The sequence below is a fragment of the Streptomyces sp. genome, from assembly GCF_031181555.1.
Classification (GTDB): domain Bacteria; phylum Actinomycetota; class Actinomycetes; order Streptomycetales; family Streptomycetaceae; genus Streptomyces; species Streptomyces fimbriatus.
This window is the reverse complement of the sequence record NZ_JAPSKQ010000109.1, coordinates 6,276-22,222: the sequence shown is the minus strand read 5'-3', so window position 1 is coordinate 22,222 and position 15,947 is coordinate 6,276. Positions and strand designations below refer to the sequence as shown.

The following is a 15,947-nucleotide window of genomic DNA, read 5'->3' as shown; positions in this document are numbered from 1 at the left end:
CGGGAGAACGTCAGCGACGATCGCCGGGCCGAACTGGGCAGGGCGTTCAAGGAATCGCGCGCCCAGTACCTGAAGGACGGCTGCGGCGGCGTCGAGAACGTACGCAAGCTTGTGGCCGATGCCGATGACTGACGTCCCCTCAGGCCGGTGGGGCGACGCGACCAGGGGCGCGGACTGCCTGTGCCGGCGGGACGTGACGGGAGCCGCTTGCTCCGCAGGAGCCACGGCGCCGACCGGCTGTCGGCCGTCAGCGAGGCGACCGGTGGTCCGGTGCGTCACGGCGGCGGACAGGACGTCCTGCGACTGCGGCGTTCGGTGGAGAGCGTGATCGTCGAGGCCCGGGACCGAGGCGGGACGGTCGATCCTCCCGTCGGGCGACGCCGTCCCGGCCCTCTCCCGGCGGTCGGCGGGCGGGGCGTGGGTGGCGTGCCCACTCCGTGACCCGGGAGGAACGCGTACGCTCGACTCGGACCCGATCGTAGGCGTGTGCATGACAGTGGATTGACGTCGACCGCCTCATCGCTGGACCCGGCGCGCCGTGGCCGCCCTCCACCGGGCTACGGCGCGCCCCCCTGCTCGTCCGGAACCCGCGACACCCGGCTTTCCGGCTGCCGTCCGCGCCTGCTCCGCCGACGGACCCGTACGTCCTCGGCCACCGGTCCGGGACGTGCGGGCGCCGACCGCTCTTCGCCCCGATTCGGGTTGATCGCCCATGGTGGGGCATCTTCCTCACATGCCCACCGCATCCTGCGCCGGGCGTGTGATCATCAGGGGGTGACGCCCTGCCTTCCGGTGCCTCGCCACGGCCCGGTCGAGGACCCGGAGCGATGGGTTTCGCGGTGTATCTGTTGTTCGACCGAGCGGTGAGGAGGGGAAACGGTGGCTGAAGGCGGTGGGGACGCCTCTGGCGACGAGCAGGCCGCGGTGGTTCCCGACAAGGCGGTCGATGAGCTGCTCGCGGTCCTCGGCACCGGAGCGTACGTGGTGGACGCGCGGGGCTGCATCGTGGCCGTCAACGCCGCCGCCGAGCGGTTGCTGGGCCGGTCCGCCGAGGAACTCGTCGGAGGGGACGCGCACGACCTGCTGCACCGCAACGCCCGCGGAGAGTCGTTCCCCAGGGCGCAGTGCCGCATGCGGCCGGCCTTCGTGGCGGGCCGTCCGGCCCAGGCAGGTCTGGAGTGGTTCGAACGGAGCGACGGATCGCTGCTCCCCGTTTCGTGGTCGCTCGCTCCCTGCGGCACCGGTGACGACACCACCCTCATGCTCGTCCTCTTCCACACCCAGAGCGACCCCACGGTGATCGCCGAGCAGCCGGAGCCGAGTGGCGGGTTGCTCCACGAGCTCGAAAGGCTCGCGCTGCTGGCCGAGATGACCACGCAGCTGACCTCGACCCTGTCCGTCGACGAGGCGCTGCAGCGCCTCGTGTCCCTGGTGCTGCCTCGGCTGGCGGACTGGGCGGTGATCGACCTGATCACCGAACGCGACGAGGTGTGGCGCACCAAGGTGGTGCACGTCGAGAACGAGGCCCTGGTGCCCCACCGGGACCTCGAGGGGCCGATGGCCCCCGTGCCCGCAGAGTCACCGATGCCGCTGTCACGGGCCCTTCGGGGTGTGGCCTCGACGATCGCCGAGCCACGGATCTACGAGCGCTCCCCCGACACGGGCATCGCGGTCGAGCAGCGTCGTCTGTTCGAGTCCACGGGCATGCACTCGGCGGCCATCGCGCCGATCCGGGGACTGCGCGAGGTTCTCGGGGCCCTGACCCTGGGCCGTTCCGAACGCCCCGAGAAGTTCACCGCCACCGATCTCACCCTTCTGGAGGACATCGCCCGGCGCGCCGGCCTGGCGTTGGACAACGCCCGTCTCTACCAGCGGCAGCGCAAGGTGGCCGAAACCATGCAGCGGTACCTGCTGCCGCAGCTTCCGAGAGTGGCGGGGCTGGAGATGACGGCCCGCTACCTGCCCGCGCCGGACGCCTCCCACGTGGGCGGTGACTGGTACGACGCCTTCACCCTTGCCGACGGCGCCACCGCCCTGGCCATCGGTGACGTCTCCGGGCACGACCTGGACGCCGCAGCGGGCATGGCCCAGCTGCGCAACGTGCTTCGCGCCTATGCGTGGTCCCAGCACGAACCACCCAGCCGCATCGTCGAACGCGTGGACCGGTCGATGCTGCGCATCACGGACGTCCCCATGGCCACCCTGGTGTTCGCCACCCTCGCTCCGGGCGACGAGGGACGGTGGGAACTGCAGTGGACCAACGCGGGGCATCCGCCGCCGCTGCTGGTCACCCGCGAGGGTGTGGCCCGCTACCTCACGGAGGGCAACGGCATGCTCCTGGGCACCGGTGTGAACCCACCGCGCTCGGACGTGGCGGACGTACTGCCGCTCGGCTCCACCCTCGTGCTGTACACGGACGGCCTCGTCGAATCCCCCGGCCACTCCATCGACGAAGGTCTGGAACGGCTGCGCCGGCATGCCGCCGCCCTCGCCCACCGCCCGGTGGAGGCCTTCACCGACGAGTTGCTCGGCAGGGCGCGGCCGGCCGACAACGACGACGACGTCGCTCTCCTGGCCCTGCGGATCGGCACCCCTCCCCAGCCCGGGTGAGGAACACGCCGCGGTGCTTCGACAGCCGGCAGGTCCCCGCCGGGCACGGGCGGTCCACTTCCTCCGGGCCGGGCACGGGCGGCCGGAGACGACATCGGTGCTCACCGTCGCCCCGCCCCTGTCCCGGCCACGTAGGCTGCCACCGTGCGCACTGTGGAACTGCTGCCCGATGCCGCCACTGAGCTGCACGTTCGGGAGATGTGGCGCAGGATGGCCGCTGCCGGATTGCCCAGCCTCGCGGAACACCGGCACCCGACCAATCGGCCCCACGTGACCCTCGCGACGTGCGAGGACCTCCCGCCCTCGGCGAGGGCGGGACTCGTGGCCGTTCTCGGCAACGGTCTGCCCGCGCCGTTCCGACTGGACGGGCTGCTGCACTTTGCCGGGCGCACCCGTGTGCTCGCCTGGCGCGTCGTCGCCGACGAGGAACTCACCGAGCTGCACCGGCAGGTGTGGGACGTACTCGCCTCCACCGCCGGTCACCTCAATCCGCTCCACGCCCCGGAACGATGGACCCCGCATCTGACCCTGGCCCGGTCGCGCCACGCGCCGTCGCGGTGGCCCGCCCACCTCCTGCCCGCCGCGCTGCGCGACCCCTGGGAGGCGACTTTCACCGGCGCCCGCAGCTACGACTCCACGACGCGTACCGTCGAGAGCCTCGGAGGCGAGACCCGCCCGCCGGCCGACTGAGACGGCCGGGAATCCGGCCCCCGGCCAAGTCACCCCGGCGCACGGGGCAGACCGGCTCCGCCACGCCGTGGTCGTCACCGCGGTGATCGCCTGGCACTTCACGGGAGGGCCTTGCGCCGAGCCGGCCCTCGTCGGCGACGGCGACCGCATCCGAACCGTCCTCATCACCGACTCGCCATCCGAAAACCGCAGCTGGGCCGACCACCAGCTCCAGGCCGAGAAAACCGTGCCGCTCGGCACGGGCCGACACCGCCGGTCGGCAGCAGGGCGAGCGTTGCCCGGTGCGGCAGTGGCGGCCCCACACCGCGGGGCCGCTCCCGGCTGTTCCACCATCAGCGGCGACGTCCCGGGCGGTGCCGATTGCTGTGGGCATGCAATGAAGTCGAGCGGGCAGACGAAGGTCCTGAACGGGAGGAAACATGAGCATGACGACGGAGACGGCCGAGAGGGCGGAAGCGGAGACCGGCCGGTGCGGTGAGTGCGGTGGTCATGCCACCCCTTCTCCGGGCGAGGTGCCGGAGACCCCGAGCGAGCGGGTCAACCGCCGGTGGAACGAGGTCATGCAGGAGACACGCGTCGCGCAAACGGGAGTCCAGATCCTCTTCGGGTTCCTGCTCAGCGTCGCCTTCACCCCCCTCTTCCACGACTTGGGGACGTTCGACCACGTCGTCTACGTCATCACGGTGGTGTCGGGCGCGGCGGCGACCGCCTCCCTGATAGCGCCGGTGTCGATCCACCGCTTCCTGTCCGGGCAGCGCATGAAGGACGAGATGGTGAGGGTGGCGCACCGGCTCATGATGTGCGGCATGCTGCTGCTGGCCGTGACCATCGGCTGCACCCTGCTGCTGATCCTGCACGTCGTCGTACCGGGACTCATGGCGAAACTGCTCGTCGGCGGGGTGATGCTGTGGTTCGTGCTGTCCTGGTACGCCCTCCCCCTGTGGCTGCGCCGCCGCTCGGCCCGCCGGGCAGCACCGCGGAACCCGTCCTGACGGAAGCTCCGCAGGCATCACTTCCGGGTCTCTGTGTCTGTGAGCGCGATGCCCGGGCATACGGGCTTCATCCCTGAGAGAGGAGTTCGTCCATGCTCGGTATAGTCGCGGCGGTGCTGTTCTTCATCGCCTTCCTGATCAATGCGGCGGAGATCGGCACCAACGACGTGTTCTCTTCGGTGAACGTCATGCTGCTGGGGTTGACCGCCCTGGCTCTGCACGTCGCGGGAATCGGGACCGGCTGGTCCCGCAGACGCTGATCCGCTTCCACGGAGGCCCGGTGACATCCTGTCACCGGGCCTCTCGGCGGGGAGGGGGGAAGGAGCGGGCCCGGGCCGGCGGACCCCGCGACCGGGCGGGCCGACACCGGCTTGGCTTCAGGCGCGCGGAACCTGCTGCTGGAGGGGCCGGTCAGGCGTGACCGTTCTCGTGACGTCGGACTTCCTCCCCGCGGAGAACGAGCCTCACCGGCCGGTCGTGTGGCGGGAGCACGCGGGGAGGGCGTCTCCTCCGAGCGCATCGACTTCCCTCCGGTCGAGGCCGCCGCCCCCGGACCGAAAGGCGGTTCACGCCAGGTCCTCCCCTCCGCCCCGGCGCCGGCCGTCGCCGCGCCGCGTGCCCGCGGACGTCTCAGCGCAGCAGCTGGACGATGGCGCACATGCCGACGACGATGACGAAGACGCGGAGCGCCGTCGGAGGCAGCCGGCGCCCGATCTTCGCGCCGAGCTGCCCGCCGATCGCGGAGCCCACGGCGATGAGCAGGACGGCGGTCCAGTCGAAGTCGGCGACGAAGAGGAAGAACAGTGCCGCGATGCTGTTCACGATCGCCGCGAGGACGTTCTTCACGGCGTTGAGGCGCTGGAGGGTGTCGTCGAGCAGCATGCCCATCAGGGAGAGATAGATGATCCCCTGGGCCGCCGTGAAGTAGCCGCCGTACACGCTGGCGAGCAGGAGACCCCCGAAGAGGACCGGGCCGCCGTCGGTCCTCGTGACGGTTCCCGCGCGGGTGCGGCGCCGCTGGACGGCCGCGGACAGGCGCGGCTGGAGCACGACGAGGACCAGCGCGAGCGTCACGAGGACGGGGACGATCGTCTCGAAGGCGGTCTCCGGAAGCATGAGCAGCAGCACCGCTCCGGCCAGTCCGCCGATCGCGGCGGCGGTGCCCAGCCGCAGGAGCAGCGAGCGCTGCCCCTTGAGCTCCTCCCGGTAGCCGATGGCGCCGCTGACGGATCCGGGAATCAGTCCCAGGGCGTTGGACACGGTCGCCGTCACCGGCGGCAACCCCGTGGCGAGGAGCACCGGGAACGTGATCAGCGTTCCCGACCCGACGATGGTGTTGATGGTGCCGGCGCCTATGCCGGCGGTGAAGACCGCCAGCGACTCCCAAATGGTCAACGCCTTCTCCTTCGTGTTCGGCAGACGCCTCCCCGCCTCGAAGGTCGAGGGGCCCCACCGATCATGCACGAGGCGCGTCCGCGCCGGTGGAAGGGGGTCCTCCGGGCCCGCTGCCCGCCTTGGCCGCCAGGCATGCCGTGGTTTCCACGAAGGAGACGGTGAACGGGCGACTCGGGGACAGGACCAGCCGGGTCGGTCCCTGTTCGACGAGTTCGCCGGCGTCCAGGACGGTGACGCGGCGGGCCTGGGCCACGTACGGGGAGGCGAGCCCGTCGATCATCACTGCCGTGTGCTCGGAAGGGATGGGCACTCACTGATCGTTTCGGCGTGCTTTCCGGGGCCGTCGGAGGCAGATGACCGGACAAGCGAAGTCGGCGTTCCCGGCGCAGGAGCCCGCCGCAGGAAGCCGGTCGACGTCGAACCTGCAGTCGCGCAGCCGGGCCCGGTCCACCACCCGGGCACGGAGCCCTCCCGAAGCGGCCGGGGACGACTTCGCGTTCCCGGCTCGGTCGTGGTGGCAACCCCGAGAGACCCATCGGACGGGCCCCGGGTGAGCCGGGGAACGCCGAAGGGATCCGCGACCGTGTGATGTACCCGCCGACCGGTCCGCGGGGAGACGTGCGCGCTGGGGGTGCAGGGAGGAGGCTTCGGTGGGGGAGGGGACCTCGACGGCGGGCACCGGGTGCCCGCCGGACGTCCACTCACGGGTGGTCCGGCAACCGCCGCTCACTCGGTGTCCGGAAGTCGCAGCCACTCCTCCCACGTCAGGTCCCGTCCGATGAACCGCGGCCGCTCGAACGGCCAGTCCTCGGCGATCCAACGCGGCACGAACGCGTCCAGCGCCCGCTCCAGCCCACCGCCCACCTCCTCGTCCACCACCCACCAGGAGATCTCGGCGTCGGCCCCCCGCTTCTCCGGCGGGTCGATGTAGACGCAGCCGCGCAGGGCGGTGCGGTCCGCGTTCTCGACGGTGTAGTTGAACGACTGGTGGGCCTCGATCTCCGCGGCGTGCCGCTCCAGGTCCGCGCGGTTCGCCTCGTACGACATCGTGGCCGACGGCCAGCCCCAGGCGGCGCCGAAGATCGACCACAGCCGCTCCCGCGAACCCATCACCGTGGGGTAGTCGAGCGGCGCGTCCGCACCGCTGATCGGACGCAGCCGGTGACCCCTGCCGCCGGGTATGTCGACATGGAGAGGATGGACGAAGTCGTGCGGCAGCCAGGTCATGGGCGCGAGCCAACCACGCCGGAGCACGCCGGGCAAAAGGATTTAACCGCCGTCACACCGTCCGGTCGCACGGGCGCTCCGCTCGCCCGCCCCCTGCCACCACGCGGACGGCGCTCGCCCGGCACGGCCGTCGGTCGTGCCTGACACAGCCCGAGCCGACTCGACAAGACGTCCTCCTCCGGCGACGCGCCGGATTCCCCGTCGCCGCGGGTACTCGCGGACGGGGCCGTTGCTGCGTGTCTTGTCGACGGCGGGGCTGCCCGGCTTCACGCGTAGCCTCCCCGGGCCGGATCGGGCGACGCGGGTCTTCCCCGGCACGACAATGAACCGGGTGCAGTCCGCCCGCCGGCCTGGGGTGACGATCAGGGGCGGCGGGCGGCAGCGGCCGTCCGCGCTCAGGTGGGGCTCACTGGTGAGCCCGCCGCGCGAGCGGCCCAGGCTCTCACCCCCAGCACCGCCTCCACCAGGCGGACGACCAGGCTCTGCCACTGCGTTTCGTCCGGGTGTCCTGCCAGCTCGGCCCCCTTTGACGCGGGTGCCGGAGGCGGACCGGTACGAGCGCCGGCCGCATGCTGACGCGCCCGCACGACGGTGGAGTCCACCGAGATGTACCAGTCGATCTCACCCACCGCGTCGGCCGCGGCCTGCACCTGCTGGAGCAGACGTTCCCAAGTGCCGTCGCCCGACCACAGCCGTGGCGTTCATGGACGGTCCTCCACGGGCCGAACCGCACGGGCCGAACACGCCGCTGCGCCCCGGCCCGTACCCGGTGCAGTGTCCGGTCGATCACCTGCCGGTGATCCCGCCACCGGCCACAACGCCCGTTCCTGCTCGGCATCTGCCGGATCATCCTGCCCCATGTCCACATCAACGCCCCGGACAGACGGCAGTCACATGATCGGCCGGACGCGTGCTAGCCGGGCTGGCCGCCTTTGTTCAGGCCGAGAAGGCTGGCGAGCGGGGCGAGCGTCTCCCCGGCTTTGCCGAGGAGACCCTCTCCGCCTCCCTGGACACCAGCGCTGGTGGCCTGGCTGGTTGTGTGGCCGCTCGTACTGTCGGGGGCGTCGGCATGAGCTGTACCGGCGGTGGTCAAAGCGGCCCCCGCGAGAACCAAAGCGGTGAGCATGCGGTGTGTGTTGATCATGCACTGCTGAACGATAAAGGGCGATATGGGTTACTGGTCGGAACGGCATCTGTACCGGGATGCTCCCGGAGCCCGTCCTTTGTGAGCTTTTCGAGCCTCGGCCCCGTGTTCGGCGGGAAGGCGCCGAGCCTCACCCCGGTTCCGTCCTCCGGCCGCCCCGTGCCGGTCCCGGGGACTTTCCGGAGCCCGTGCACGCCTTTGTGTCCGAACCTGATTCGAGTCATACGCCGGTGGCCGCCATCCGCGATCCCCGGAGTCCTGCCGACGGCCTCCTTCGCGCCGGACAACTGCCGCTGGTGCGAGGGCGTGTACCGAAAGTGGTTGGTTGTGGCTCTGCGCCCTGTGCTTGCACGCCGAAGTGAACATCGAGGGCTTCGAGCCGGTGTGGAGAGGCCGGACCTGCAGATCCCACCGAGGACTGGTGGCGATGTCGGGGCCTGTGCGCGGGGTGCCGCGGAGGTCCGTCAACGTGACGGTCACCCGGTGAACTGGCCCGACCGGCCTGGTGAGTGGCTGTCGAGCGCTTCCCTGCGGGAGTCTGGGGCGCTGAACTCGGCGGCCGTCTCGTGGGCCACGTCAGCCTGTCCCGCGACGGTGAGGGAGATCTCGCCCGGCCCGTGGAGCGAGCGAGGGGGCGGTTGTGCGCGGGTGAGCAGGTCGTCGGGTCGCCGGGTACGAGGCCGGTGCTCGGTGCGGACCGGGTGACCTGTTCTGGCGGCGCGGTCGGGGACCGGGCGGGGCGACCGGCAGGCGTGTGGGTGTGCACCGGGCCTTGCTTGGGGCCGGGCGGGGCCGTCTGGAAGGATGGCGCACGTGGACGCAGCATTCGCCCGGACGGTCTGGCAGGTACTGGAACCCCTGCACGCGGTCACGTACTTCGCGCCCGAGAGCCGCGAGGCCAACCGCACGGTGGGCCTGCGCGGCTTTTGGATGGGCTACTTCGCGGCCCGGGCCGCGCCGCTGGGGGCGGTGGCGGCGGGTGCGGTGGAGGCGGCCTTCTTCAACTTCCATCCCGCCATGGTGCGCCGCGCCATCCCCGACGCATGGGGATTCGCCGCACCCGAGGCCGTGCTCCGCGCCCGCGTCGAGGCGGCCACCGCAGCACTGCGCCGGGTGGCGCCGTCAGTGCGGGAGGCGGCGGTAAAGGCCGTTCCGTTGCTGGAACGGGTGGTCGCCGTCGCGGACGGCGCCGGGCGCCCGTTGTTCGCCGCCAACCGCGGCCTGCCCACACCCGGGGATCCGGTCGGCGCCCTCTGGCAGGGCGCCACGACGCTGCGCGAGCACCGCGGTGACGGCCACGTCGCCGTGCTGACCGCCGAGGGTCTGGACGGCTGCGAGGCTCATGTGCTCTTCGCCGCGTGCGGGGAGGTGCCTGTGGCGGTCCTGCGGGACAATCGCGGCTGGTCCGAGGAGGACTGGCAGGCGGCTGCGCACCGCCTCACCGCACGGGGGCTACTGGAGAGCAGTGGACACCCCACCGTCGAGGGGCGCGGCCTGCACGCCCACATCGAGGTCCGCACCGATGCCCTCGCCGTCCGGCCCTACCGCGCCCTCGGCGCAACCGAGGCCGCCCGGCTCATCAGTTTGCTCCGCCCGCAGACCGACCGGGTTCTCACCTCCGGCATCATCCCCTTCCCCAACCCCATGGGCCTTCCGTCCCGCCACGCGTCAACTTGACGAGTCGCCTTGCGCGCCGCGGCGGTGAGCACGGAAGTCGCCCGAGGCGGCTCCCGGCAAGTGCCCGGGCAGAGAGATCGTGGGCAGCGACCGGCGGCCGTGGAGCGGGAGGCCGGGCAGTGAGGAGGCGATCGGGTTTCTGAGGGACCGCGCAGCGGATCGGCCGTGGCGACGACCGGACAGCCGTCGTTCTGCGGACGTTCGCCGATCTCACCCACCGGGAGGCATCGGCCCGGGCGTCGTGGACTCCGCGTGAACACCCGCTACCGGATCGGCCGGTGGCCGGGAGGATGGCGCCGACTGTGATCATGATCGAACGGATCTGCGAGGCGGGTCCCGGTGAGTTCGCACGCGGTGGACGGCGGGGCGCCGAGCTCTTGACCGTCGATCACGGTCGCGTGGTGGGGAACGCGAGCCGTGCAGTGACCGTCAGCCGCACGGCGGATGTGAACACCGAGCCGCAGCGAAGTCCGCGACGCCTCGCCGTCGACCGGCAGGGTCTCGTCAGGCGGCGTGATGGATCACGAGCTCGAACTCCGCCAGGACGGTGCACCGCGCCACCCCGTCGTCGTGGGTGGCGCGCACAGCGAGCGGGACGGCCGGGTCGACGAAGGTGCCCCACTGTTTCGTCCAGCACTGCGTGCCCGGGCTCGGCGGCCGATGTTCCGTCGCCGTGGTGTCGTGGGGAGCCGGGGCGAGACCGAGCGGGCCGTCGCGTCGGTGGGCATGGTCCGGGGCTGCCCATCGCCGGCCGGCTTGACGTCGACTCCGTCGCTCCGGGGGCGAGGACAAGCCCGGAGACGGTCCTTGAACCGGGGACAACGAGCGAATTCCTTCACACGAAGCGGCGCTCACGGCGAACGAGCTCGATCGATGGAGATCTGCCGGTACCCGCTTCGCGGCCGATCCCGAAACGCGCGGGGCGAACGGGGTCCCTTCCGGCCGGAGCGATTCTCGCGCCCGCTTCGGCACCGCTCCGGGTCGGCGGCCCTGGGTGCAGCCGGAAGCAGGCCGCCGGGATCGACCGCGATCGCGTGCGGTGAAGCCGCGTGACGGGGGTACCGGCAGGGCAACGCATGACGAACGGCGCGGGAGGGCGACGATGGATTCGATGAGTCAGTTGCGGCAGCTCAGGGCCGTGTACGCGGGCGGTGTGGTCGCCTGGGCCTTCTGCCTGTTGCTGACCGTGGTCCAGGGCGACGGGTCGGCACGGCAGACGGTGGTGCTGCTGGGACTGCTCGCCGTCTTCCTCGTCCTGCTGCTGTGGTCGACCTGGTGCCTCTGGGAAGCCGGGACGCGCCGCCCGGTGGACCGGGCCGGAGGCGCGATGAACGCGCAGGTCGAGCGGTCCTAGCGGAGCAACGGCCGGCACGGTGCGGGCCCGTGGGGCGGAAAGGGCCACGAGGACGTACGCCATCCCGGTGCCGGGGACGTTCGCCGACGGAGGAGGAGCCGGGCCGGGGACACGGGCCGGGTTCACCCGGGTGGGCGGGTACGCGTGCGTCACCCGCCCGGGTGAAACACGGGCCATCGCCTCCCGGGGCCGCATGTCCGGTGCGCCCCGGGGGAGAACTTCGGCGTGCGACGCCGTCCCGGCGACAGAGGGAGCCCGCGCGTGAGCGAAGCCGTCTTCACCGCTGTTTTCGCCTCCGACCACCAGTGGATCGCGGGGCGTTCCTGGGCGTATCCCGACGGCGGCCCCACCAATCCGGGCGACGACAAACTGGACCACCTCACCGCGGAGCCCGGCCACTCGCGCACCGGCACGTTCCGCGCCACGCGCAGAGCCGACGGGCTGTGGGACACGGGCCTGCTGACCACCGAGGGGAGCGCCGAGGGGTTCACGGTCCGTACCGGAGACCGCCTGGACACCAGGGTGCGTCTGCCCACCGGGCTGGGTGCGTGGCCGGCGATCTGGACCTGGCGGGACGGGGGCAACGAGGTGGACGTGTTCGAGTACCACCCGGACAACCCCGACCTGCTGGAGTTCACCAACCACGTGGGTCGGGGACGGAGGTATGTCCGCGACGACGCCGTCCGTCCCGGCGGCCTCGTCGATCTGAGCGTGACGTTCGGCAGGCGCAGTGTGGTCTGGTCGCTGAACGGCAAGCGGGTGTTCGCCGACGGACGCGGTGTCGGACCCGGCTGGCACGCCTACCTCATCGTCAACCTCTCGGTGTGCGCGGGGCGTTACCATCCGCCTCCTGACGCCGCCGCCACCGAGCTGTCGTACGAGGTGGAGAGCCTGGTGGTGTACCGCGACGGTCCACGCGGGACGGCGGTCCGGACCGGAGGGTCCGTGGACGCACCCCTTCATCATGTCCGTGAGAATCACGGGTAGTCGGGCGCGCATGACTCCGCCCGGCCACGGGGAACCGCTCTGATCGTCGCGCCGGCCTGTGCCCGCGCCGTGCTGTTGATCTGGCTCTCCTCCGGTCCCGGGGACGGGACCGTGATCGAGTCGGCCGGACGCGCCGGGAGCGGGGACAGGTGCCGGCCGCCTCCTGGGCGAGGACGTGCTCAGTTCTGTCCTTCCGCGGCCTTCCAGAACTCACGCAGTGCGACGACGAGTGCCTCGGGCGCCTCCTCGGCGATGTGGTGGCCCGAGTCGACCGGACCGCCGTCCAGCCGGCCTCCGGCCCAGTCCCGCCACACCTCCAGTACGTCGCCGTAGAGGTCGGCCATGTCGTCACGGGTGGCCCACAGGACCTGCAGCGGGCACCCGATGCGGCGGCCGGCCCGCCGGTCGGCCTCGTCGTGCCGGCGGTCGATGCCCAGACCGGCCCGGTAGTCCTCGCACATGGCGTGCACGGTGGCCGGGTCGTGGACGGCGCGGCGGTAGTCCTCGTACGCCTCGGTGCCCATGTGCTCGGGGGTGGCCCTGTACCAGGCGTCGGGGTCCGCGTTGATGATCCGTTCGGCGGGCTTGTCGGTCTGCCCGAGGAAGAACCAGTGCCACCAGCTCGCGGCGAACTTCGCGTCGCACCGGCGCAGTGCCTCACCGATGGGGACGGCGTCCAGCACGCTCAGGGCGGAGACGGCCTCCGGGTGGTCCAGGGCGAGACGGGTGGCCACGTACGCCCCCCGGTCGTGGCCGACGACGGCGAACCGTTCGTGGCCCAGGCCACGCATCACAGCAAGGCAGTCTCCGGCCATGGCACGCTTGGAGTACGGACGGTGCTCCTGGTCGGTCGGTGGCTTCGAGGACTCTCCGTAGCCTCGTAGGTCGGGGCAGACCACCGTGTGACCCGCGGCGACCAGGAGCGGGGCCACGCGGTGCCAGGTCGCGTGCGTCCGCGGATGGCCGTGCAGGAGCAGTACCGCCGGACCGTTGCCGCCGTACCGCACGCGGAGCCGGGCCCCGTCTCCCGCACGACGCGCCAGCGTGAAACCGTCGAACATGTCGCCCCCTGCGCTCAGTTGTCGCGGTTCGCCTGCCCCGGATCACCTCATCCACACGATCGCTCCGGTGCCGCACGACCCGGCTCGAGCCGTTTCTGGGACCGTGTTCGAGATCTGCCGGACCGGCGGTGGGCGTTGGCCGGGCCGTCGCTGCCGCCGGCGGGGGCGGGGCTGATCGGCTCGCGGTCCGTTCGTACGGCCGGCACGGTGCCGGCCACAACCAGGAGCTTCGACGCGGGGGATGCCCAACCTCCACTGGCGACCGAAGCTCGAACTGAGCCCGGTGCATCCCCTCGGGCGGGCCCCGGCCGTGGGAGCGCAGCACCGCAGGCCCGGGGCCCGATGAGTTTTCGGCACGCAGGGGGTCTACATGGTTATGACGACACAGCTGCTCAAGACTTCCGAGGCCGACCTCGCCTACGACGTCCACGGTCCACTGCCGACCGCCGACGGACGCCCACCGCTGGTCATGATCGGCCAGCCCATGGACGCCCGCGGCTTCGGCGCGCTGGCGTCGCACTTCCCTGAGCGCACCGTGATCACCTACGACCCGCGCGGCCTCGGCCGCAGCACCCGCAAGGACGGCCGGGTCGACCACGTGCCCCGGACCCAGGCTGCCGACGTGCACGCTGTCATCGAGGCGCTCGGTGCGGGCCCGGTCGAGATGTTCGCGAGCAGCGGCGGTGCGGTGACCGCGCTCGCTCTCGTGGCGGCGTACCCCGAGGACGTGACCACCCTGGTGGCGCACGAGCCGCCCCTCATTCCGGTGCTTCCCGACGCCCAGGCCGCCGAGCGCGCCCGAGCCGGCGTGCGGGACGCCTACGAGAAGAAGGGCTGGGGTGCCGGTATGGCGGCCTTCATCGCGATGACGTCGTGGCGGGGCGAGTTCACCGAGGACTACTTCGCCCAGCCCGCGCCGGATCCCGCTGCCTTCGGGATGCCGGCCGAGGACGACGGCTCCCGTGACGATCCGCTGCTCTCCGACCGGTCTTGGGCGGTCAGCAGCTACCGGCCGGACGTCGACGCGCTGACCGCGGCACCTACCCGGGTCGTGATCGCCGTGGGTGAGGAGTCCGGGGACGTCTTCACCGGACGCACCTCGGTGGCCACGGCCGAGCTGCTCGGTCAGCAGGCGACGGTGTTCCCGAGTCACCACGGCGGCTTCCTCGACGGCGAGTTCGGCTACGCCGGGCAGCCCGAGGCCTTCGCGCGCAAGCTGCGCGAGGTCCTCGAAGACGCCGGCTGACGACCGTCCTGCTCGTCGGCACGCGGTGTCCGTCCGACTTCCCGACGCCCGGACACCAGGCGAGCCGCCATGCCGCCGCGTGACACGCGGCGGCATGGCGGCGGTCGGCCCGGTCGCCGCACGCCGCGTCACCGGCAGCGGGTTCGGCCGCCGGCGCGGTCGACGGCCCGTGCTTGGCCCACTCGTGCACGTCGGCGCCGCCCGCCTGCGCGGTGCGGCACCACGAGCGCCCGCGGCAGTCGTACCGGGGCCTTCGCCGTCCGGCTGATCCGTTGCGGGCAACGGCCGCTTTCCACGCTGATCGGGCGGACGAGCACTCGCTCGACGACCCGTGACCACCTCCACGGCCAGGTCCCGGAGGCAGTGCGCTGACCGGCATGCTGCCGGGGGTGACGTGGGCCGACGTGCGAGAAGGGAGCTCCCGGCCGGTCCGTTCGCATCGTCACTCCGCCGACGGCCCGGTGATCCGCTTCTCGAATTAGTGCCGGGCGTACGGCTCGTCGTTGAAGGCGGCGACCTCCCGGAAGCCGTAGGAGTGGTACGGGCCGATCGCGGCCTCGAGTGCCTTGTCGGTGTCCAGGCGCAATACGTCGTGGCCGTGCCGGGCGGCCTGTGTCTCCAGCTCGGCCAGGAACCGGCGGCCGAGGACCCGGGCGTGGGGGAGGGGGCGTCCCACCTGCGCTTGACCTCCGTCGGCGTCTCGGACGGCAGTCTCAGGCCGGCGCAGCCGGCGGGCTCGCCGTGCAGCCGGGGGATGAGGAACAGGCCCCATGGCGCACGGAGTCACCCGGCGTCGGGCAGCAGGCTCCGCGCGGGGTCGAAGCCGGTCTCGAAGCGCTCCTGCAACTCGGTGAAGCAGGACCGCAGGCAGTCCCGCGGTCCGCGCCGTACGACGCGGACGGTGGAACCAGGCGGCGTAGAACCGGCCGGCGGTCTTTCGAAGCCTGCGGGCGCCTCCCCGATACGGAACCGCTCCCGATCACTCGGAAGAGGAGAGCTGTTCGCGCACCCAGACGGGGTCGGGGTTGACGTGTGGCCGACCCGCCACGACGACGGTGGGCACGGTCTCATTGCCGTCGTCGGCCGCCCTCACCGCGACCGCTCCGGCCGGGTCGCGCCAGATGTCGACCCAGTGCAGTCGGCGGGCGCTCCGGCCCAGCCGGATGCGCAGTCGCAGACAGTACGTGCAGCCCGGCCGCCAGAAGACGACGGGTCGGCCGTCGACCGCACTGCGGCGTCGCGCCTCCTGAGCACTGATCGGCCTCGGGAAGACCAGGGGCGAGTTCACGCCGGCGAGCAGCACGAACACCAGCAGGAGTGCTGCGGCTGCGCCGGAGCTCCCCCTGGAGACCAGCCCCGTCGCAACGACTGAGCCACAGGAGACGAGCAGCATCGGCAGGATCCAAGCGCGCATCATGACGACGCAGGTTACCGATGGGCCGGAGTGCTCCTTGAGCTGGGTCGCTCACCCGGCGTTCACCAGGCACTGGGGCGGTCTTCGCCCGGCACCGGCACGGGACTGACGGTGCGCCGTCGGCCTCCCCCGTGCCGTGGTGGCCCACCA

Annotated in this window: 15 protein-coding genes; 8 read left to right on the top strand and 7 right to left on the bottom strand. The window is 72.0% G+C overall.

The annotated features are described in order from the left end of the window. The first annotated feature begins 924 nt into the window (after positions 1-924). From RIM90_RS21050 to RIM90_RS21035, 4 genes are all read left to right on the top strand, one after another. Entirely contained in the window at positions 925-2,610 is a 1,686-nt protein-coding gene (locus tag RIM90_RS21050; RefSeq protein ID WP_309062294.1) for a SpoIIE family protein phosphatase, read from the top strand. A 153-nt stretch (positions 2,611-2,763) separates the two neighbouring features. Continuing rightward, on the top strand, positions 2,764-3,300 hold the full coding sequence (locus tag RIM90_RS21045) for a 2'-5' RNA ligase family protein (RefSeq protein ID WP_375165504.1): 537 nt from the start codon (positions 2,764-2,766) through the stop codon (positions 3,298-3,300). A 425-nt stretch (positions 3,301-3,725) separates the two neighbouring features. Further along, entirely contained in the window at positions 3,726-4,292 is a 567-nt protein-coding gene (locus tag RIM90_RS21040) for a DUF6328 family protein (RefSeq protein WP_309062290.1), read from the top strand. A gap of 92 nt (positions 4,293-4,384) precedes the next feature. Next, positions 4,385-4,552 carry a hypothetical protein gene (locus tag RIM90_RS21035; protein ID WP_309062289.1) on the top strand — a complete coding sequence of 56 codons (168 nt, stop codon included), beginning with the start codon at positions 4,385-4,387 and terminating at the stop codon, positions 4,550-4,552. 370 nt (positions 4,553-4,922) lie between these two features. Here RIM90_RS21035 and RIM90_RS21030 read toward each other — a convergent pair whose 3' ends face one another. From RIM90_RS21030 to RIM90_RS21015, 4 genes are all read right to left on the bottom strand, one after another. Continuing rightward, the gene (locus tag RIM90_RS21030) at positions 4,923-5,687 is read right to left on the bottom strand and encodes a sulfite exporter TauE/SafE family protein (protein ID WP_309062288.1); all 765 of its coding nucleotides are present in this window, start codon (positions 5,685-5,687) and stop codon (positions 4,923-4,925) included. Positions 5,688-5,748: 61 nt separating this feature from the next. Continuing rightward, positions 5,749-5,997, bottom strand: a complete 249-nt coding sequence (locus tag RIM90_RS21025; protein WP_309062287.1) for a hypothetical protein — start codon at positions 5,995-5,997, stop codon at positions 5,749-5,751. Between the two features lie 416 nt (positions 5,998-6,413). Next, positions 6,414-6,914 (bottom strand): N-acetyltransferase, encoded by a 501-nt coding sequence (locus tag RIM90_RS21020; protein WP_309062286.1) that lies wholly within the window; start codon positions 6,912-6,914, stop codon positions 6,414-6,416. 913 nt (positions 6,915-7,827) lie between these two features. Further along, complete coding sequence (locus RIM90_RS21015; protein WP_309062285.1) at positions 7,828-8,058, bottom strand: hypothetical protein; 231 nt, start codon at positions 8,056-8,058, stop codon at positions 7,828-7,830. An 804-nt stretch (positions 8,059-8,862) separates the two neighbouring features. Between RIM90_RS21015 and RIM90_RS21010 the strand changes: the two genes are divergently transcribed. The 3 genes from RIM90_RS21010 to RIM90_RS21000 all read left to right on the top strand — a co-directional run bounded on the left by RIM90_RS21010 (position 8,863) and on the right by RIM90_RS21000 (position 12,076). Then, positions 8,863-9,735: a hypothetical protein gene (locus RIM90_RS21010; RefSeq protein ID WP_375165503.1), complete on the top strand. Its 873-nt coding sequence runs from the start codon at positions 8,863-8,865 to the stop codon at positions 9,733-9,735. A gap of 1,111 nt (positions 9,736-10,846) precedes the next feature. Then, complete coding sequence (locus RIM90_RS21005) at positions 10,847-11,089, top strand: hypothetical protein (RefSeq protein WP_309062283.1); 243 nt, start codon at positions 10,847-10,849, stop codon at positions 11,087-11,089. 261 nt (positions 11,090-11,350) lie between these two features. After that, a complete protein-coding gene (locus RIM90_RS21000) occupies positions 11,351-12,076 on the top strand; it encodes a beta-glucanase (RefSeq protein WP_309062282.1) in 726 nt (241 codons plus the stop codon). A gap of 179 nt (positions 12,077-12,255) precedes the next feature. Here RIM90_RS21000 and RIM90_RS20995 read toward each other — a convergent pair whose 3' ends face one another. After that, positions 12,256-13,137, bottom strand: coding sequence for an alpha/beta hydrolase (locus RIM90_RS20995; protein ID WP_309062281.1), 882 nt, complete (start codon positions 13,135-13,137; stop codon positions 12,256-12,258). A gap of 376 nt (positions 13,138-13,513) precedes the next feature. Here RIM90_RS20995 and RIM90_RS20990 point away from each other — a divergent pair, with 376 nt between their 5' ends. After that, a complete protein-coding gene (locus RIM90_RS20990) occupies positions 13,514-14,383 on the top strand; it encodes an alpha/beta hydrolase (protein ID WP_309062293.1) in 870 nt (289 codons plus the stop codon). A gap of 478 nt (positions 14,384-14,861) precedes the next feature. On the opposite strand, the gene RIM90_RS31595 is transcribed toward RIM90_RS20990, so the two are convergent. Beyond that, complete coding sequence (locus tag RIM90_RS31595; RefSeq protein WP_375165502.1) at positions 14,862-15,059, bottom strand: hypothetical protein; 198 nt, start codon at positions 15,057-15,059, stop codon at positions 14,862-14,864. 303 nt (positions 15,060-15,362) lie between these two features. Next, complete coding sequence (locus RIM90_RS20980) at positions 15,363-15,800, bottom strand: glutaredoxin domain-containing protein (protein ID WP_309062280.1); 438 nt, start codon at positions 15,798-15,800, stop codon at positions 15,363-15,365. Positions 15,801-15,947: the final 147 nt, after the last annotated feature.

What these genes read in the sequence shown, in the direction of transcription:
- RIM90_RS21040 (WP_309062290.1), top strand. Translation starts at nt 3,726, where the DNA reads ATGACGACGGAGACGGCCGAGAGGGCGGAAGCGGAGACCGGCCGGTGC.
- RIM90_RS21015 (WP_309062285.1), bottom strand. Translation starts at nt 8,058, where the DNA reads ATGATCAACACACACCGCATGCTCACCGCTTTGGTTCTCGCGGGGGCC.
- RIM90_RS21010 (WP_375165503.1), top strand. Translation starts at nt 8,863, where the DNA reads ATGGCGCACGTGGACGCAGCATTCGCCCGGACGGTCTGGCAGGTACTG.
- RIM90_RS20995 (WP_309062281.1), bottom strand. Translation starts at nt 13,137, where the DNA reads ATGTTCGACGGTTTCACGCTGGCGCGTCGTGCGGGAGACGGGGCCCGG.
- RIM90_RS21005 (WP_309062283.1), top strand. Translation starts at nt 10,847, where the DNA reads ATGAGTCAGTTGCGGCAGCTCAGGGCCGTGTACGCGGGCGGTGTGGTC.
- RIM90_RS20990 (WP_309062293.1), top strand. Translation starts at nt 13,514, where the DNA reads ATGACGACACAGCTGCTCAAGACTTCCGAGGCCGACCTCGCCTACGAC.
- RIM90_RS20980 (WP_309062280.1), bottom strand. Translation starts at nt 15,800, where the DNA reads ATGATGCGCGCTTGGATCCTGCCGATGCTGCTCGTCTCCTGTGGCTCA.
- RIM90_RS21035 (WP_309062289.1), top strand. Translation starts at nt 4,385, where the DNA reads ATGCTCGGTATAGTCGCGGCGGTGCTGTTCTTCATCGCCTTCCTGATC.
- RIM90_RS21020 (WP_309062286.1), bottom strand. Translation starts at nt 6,914, where the DNA reads ATGACCTGGCTGCCGCACGACTTCGTCCATCCTCTCCATGTCGACATA.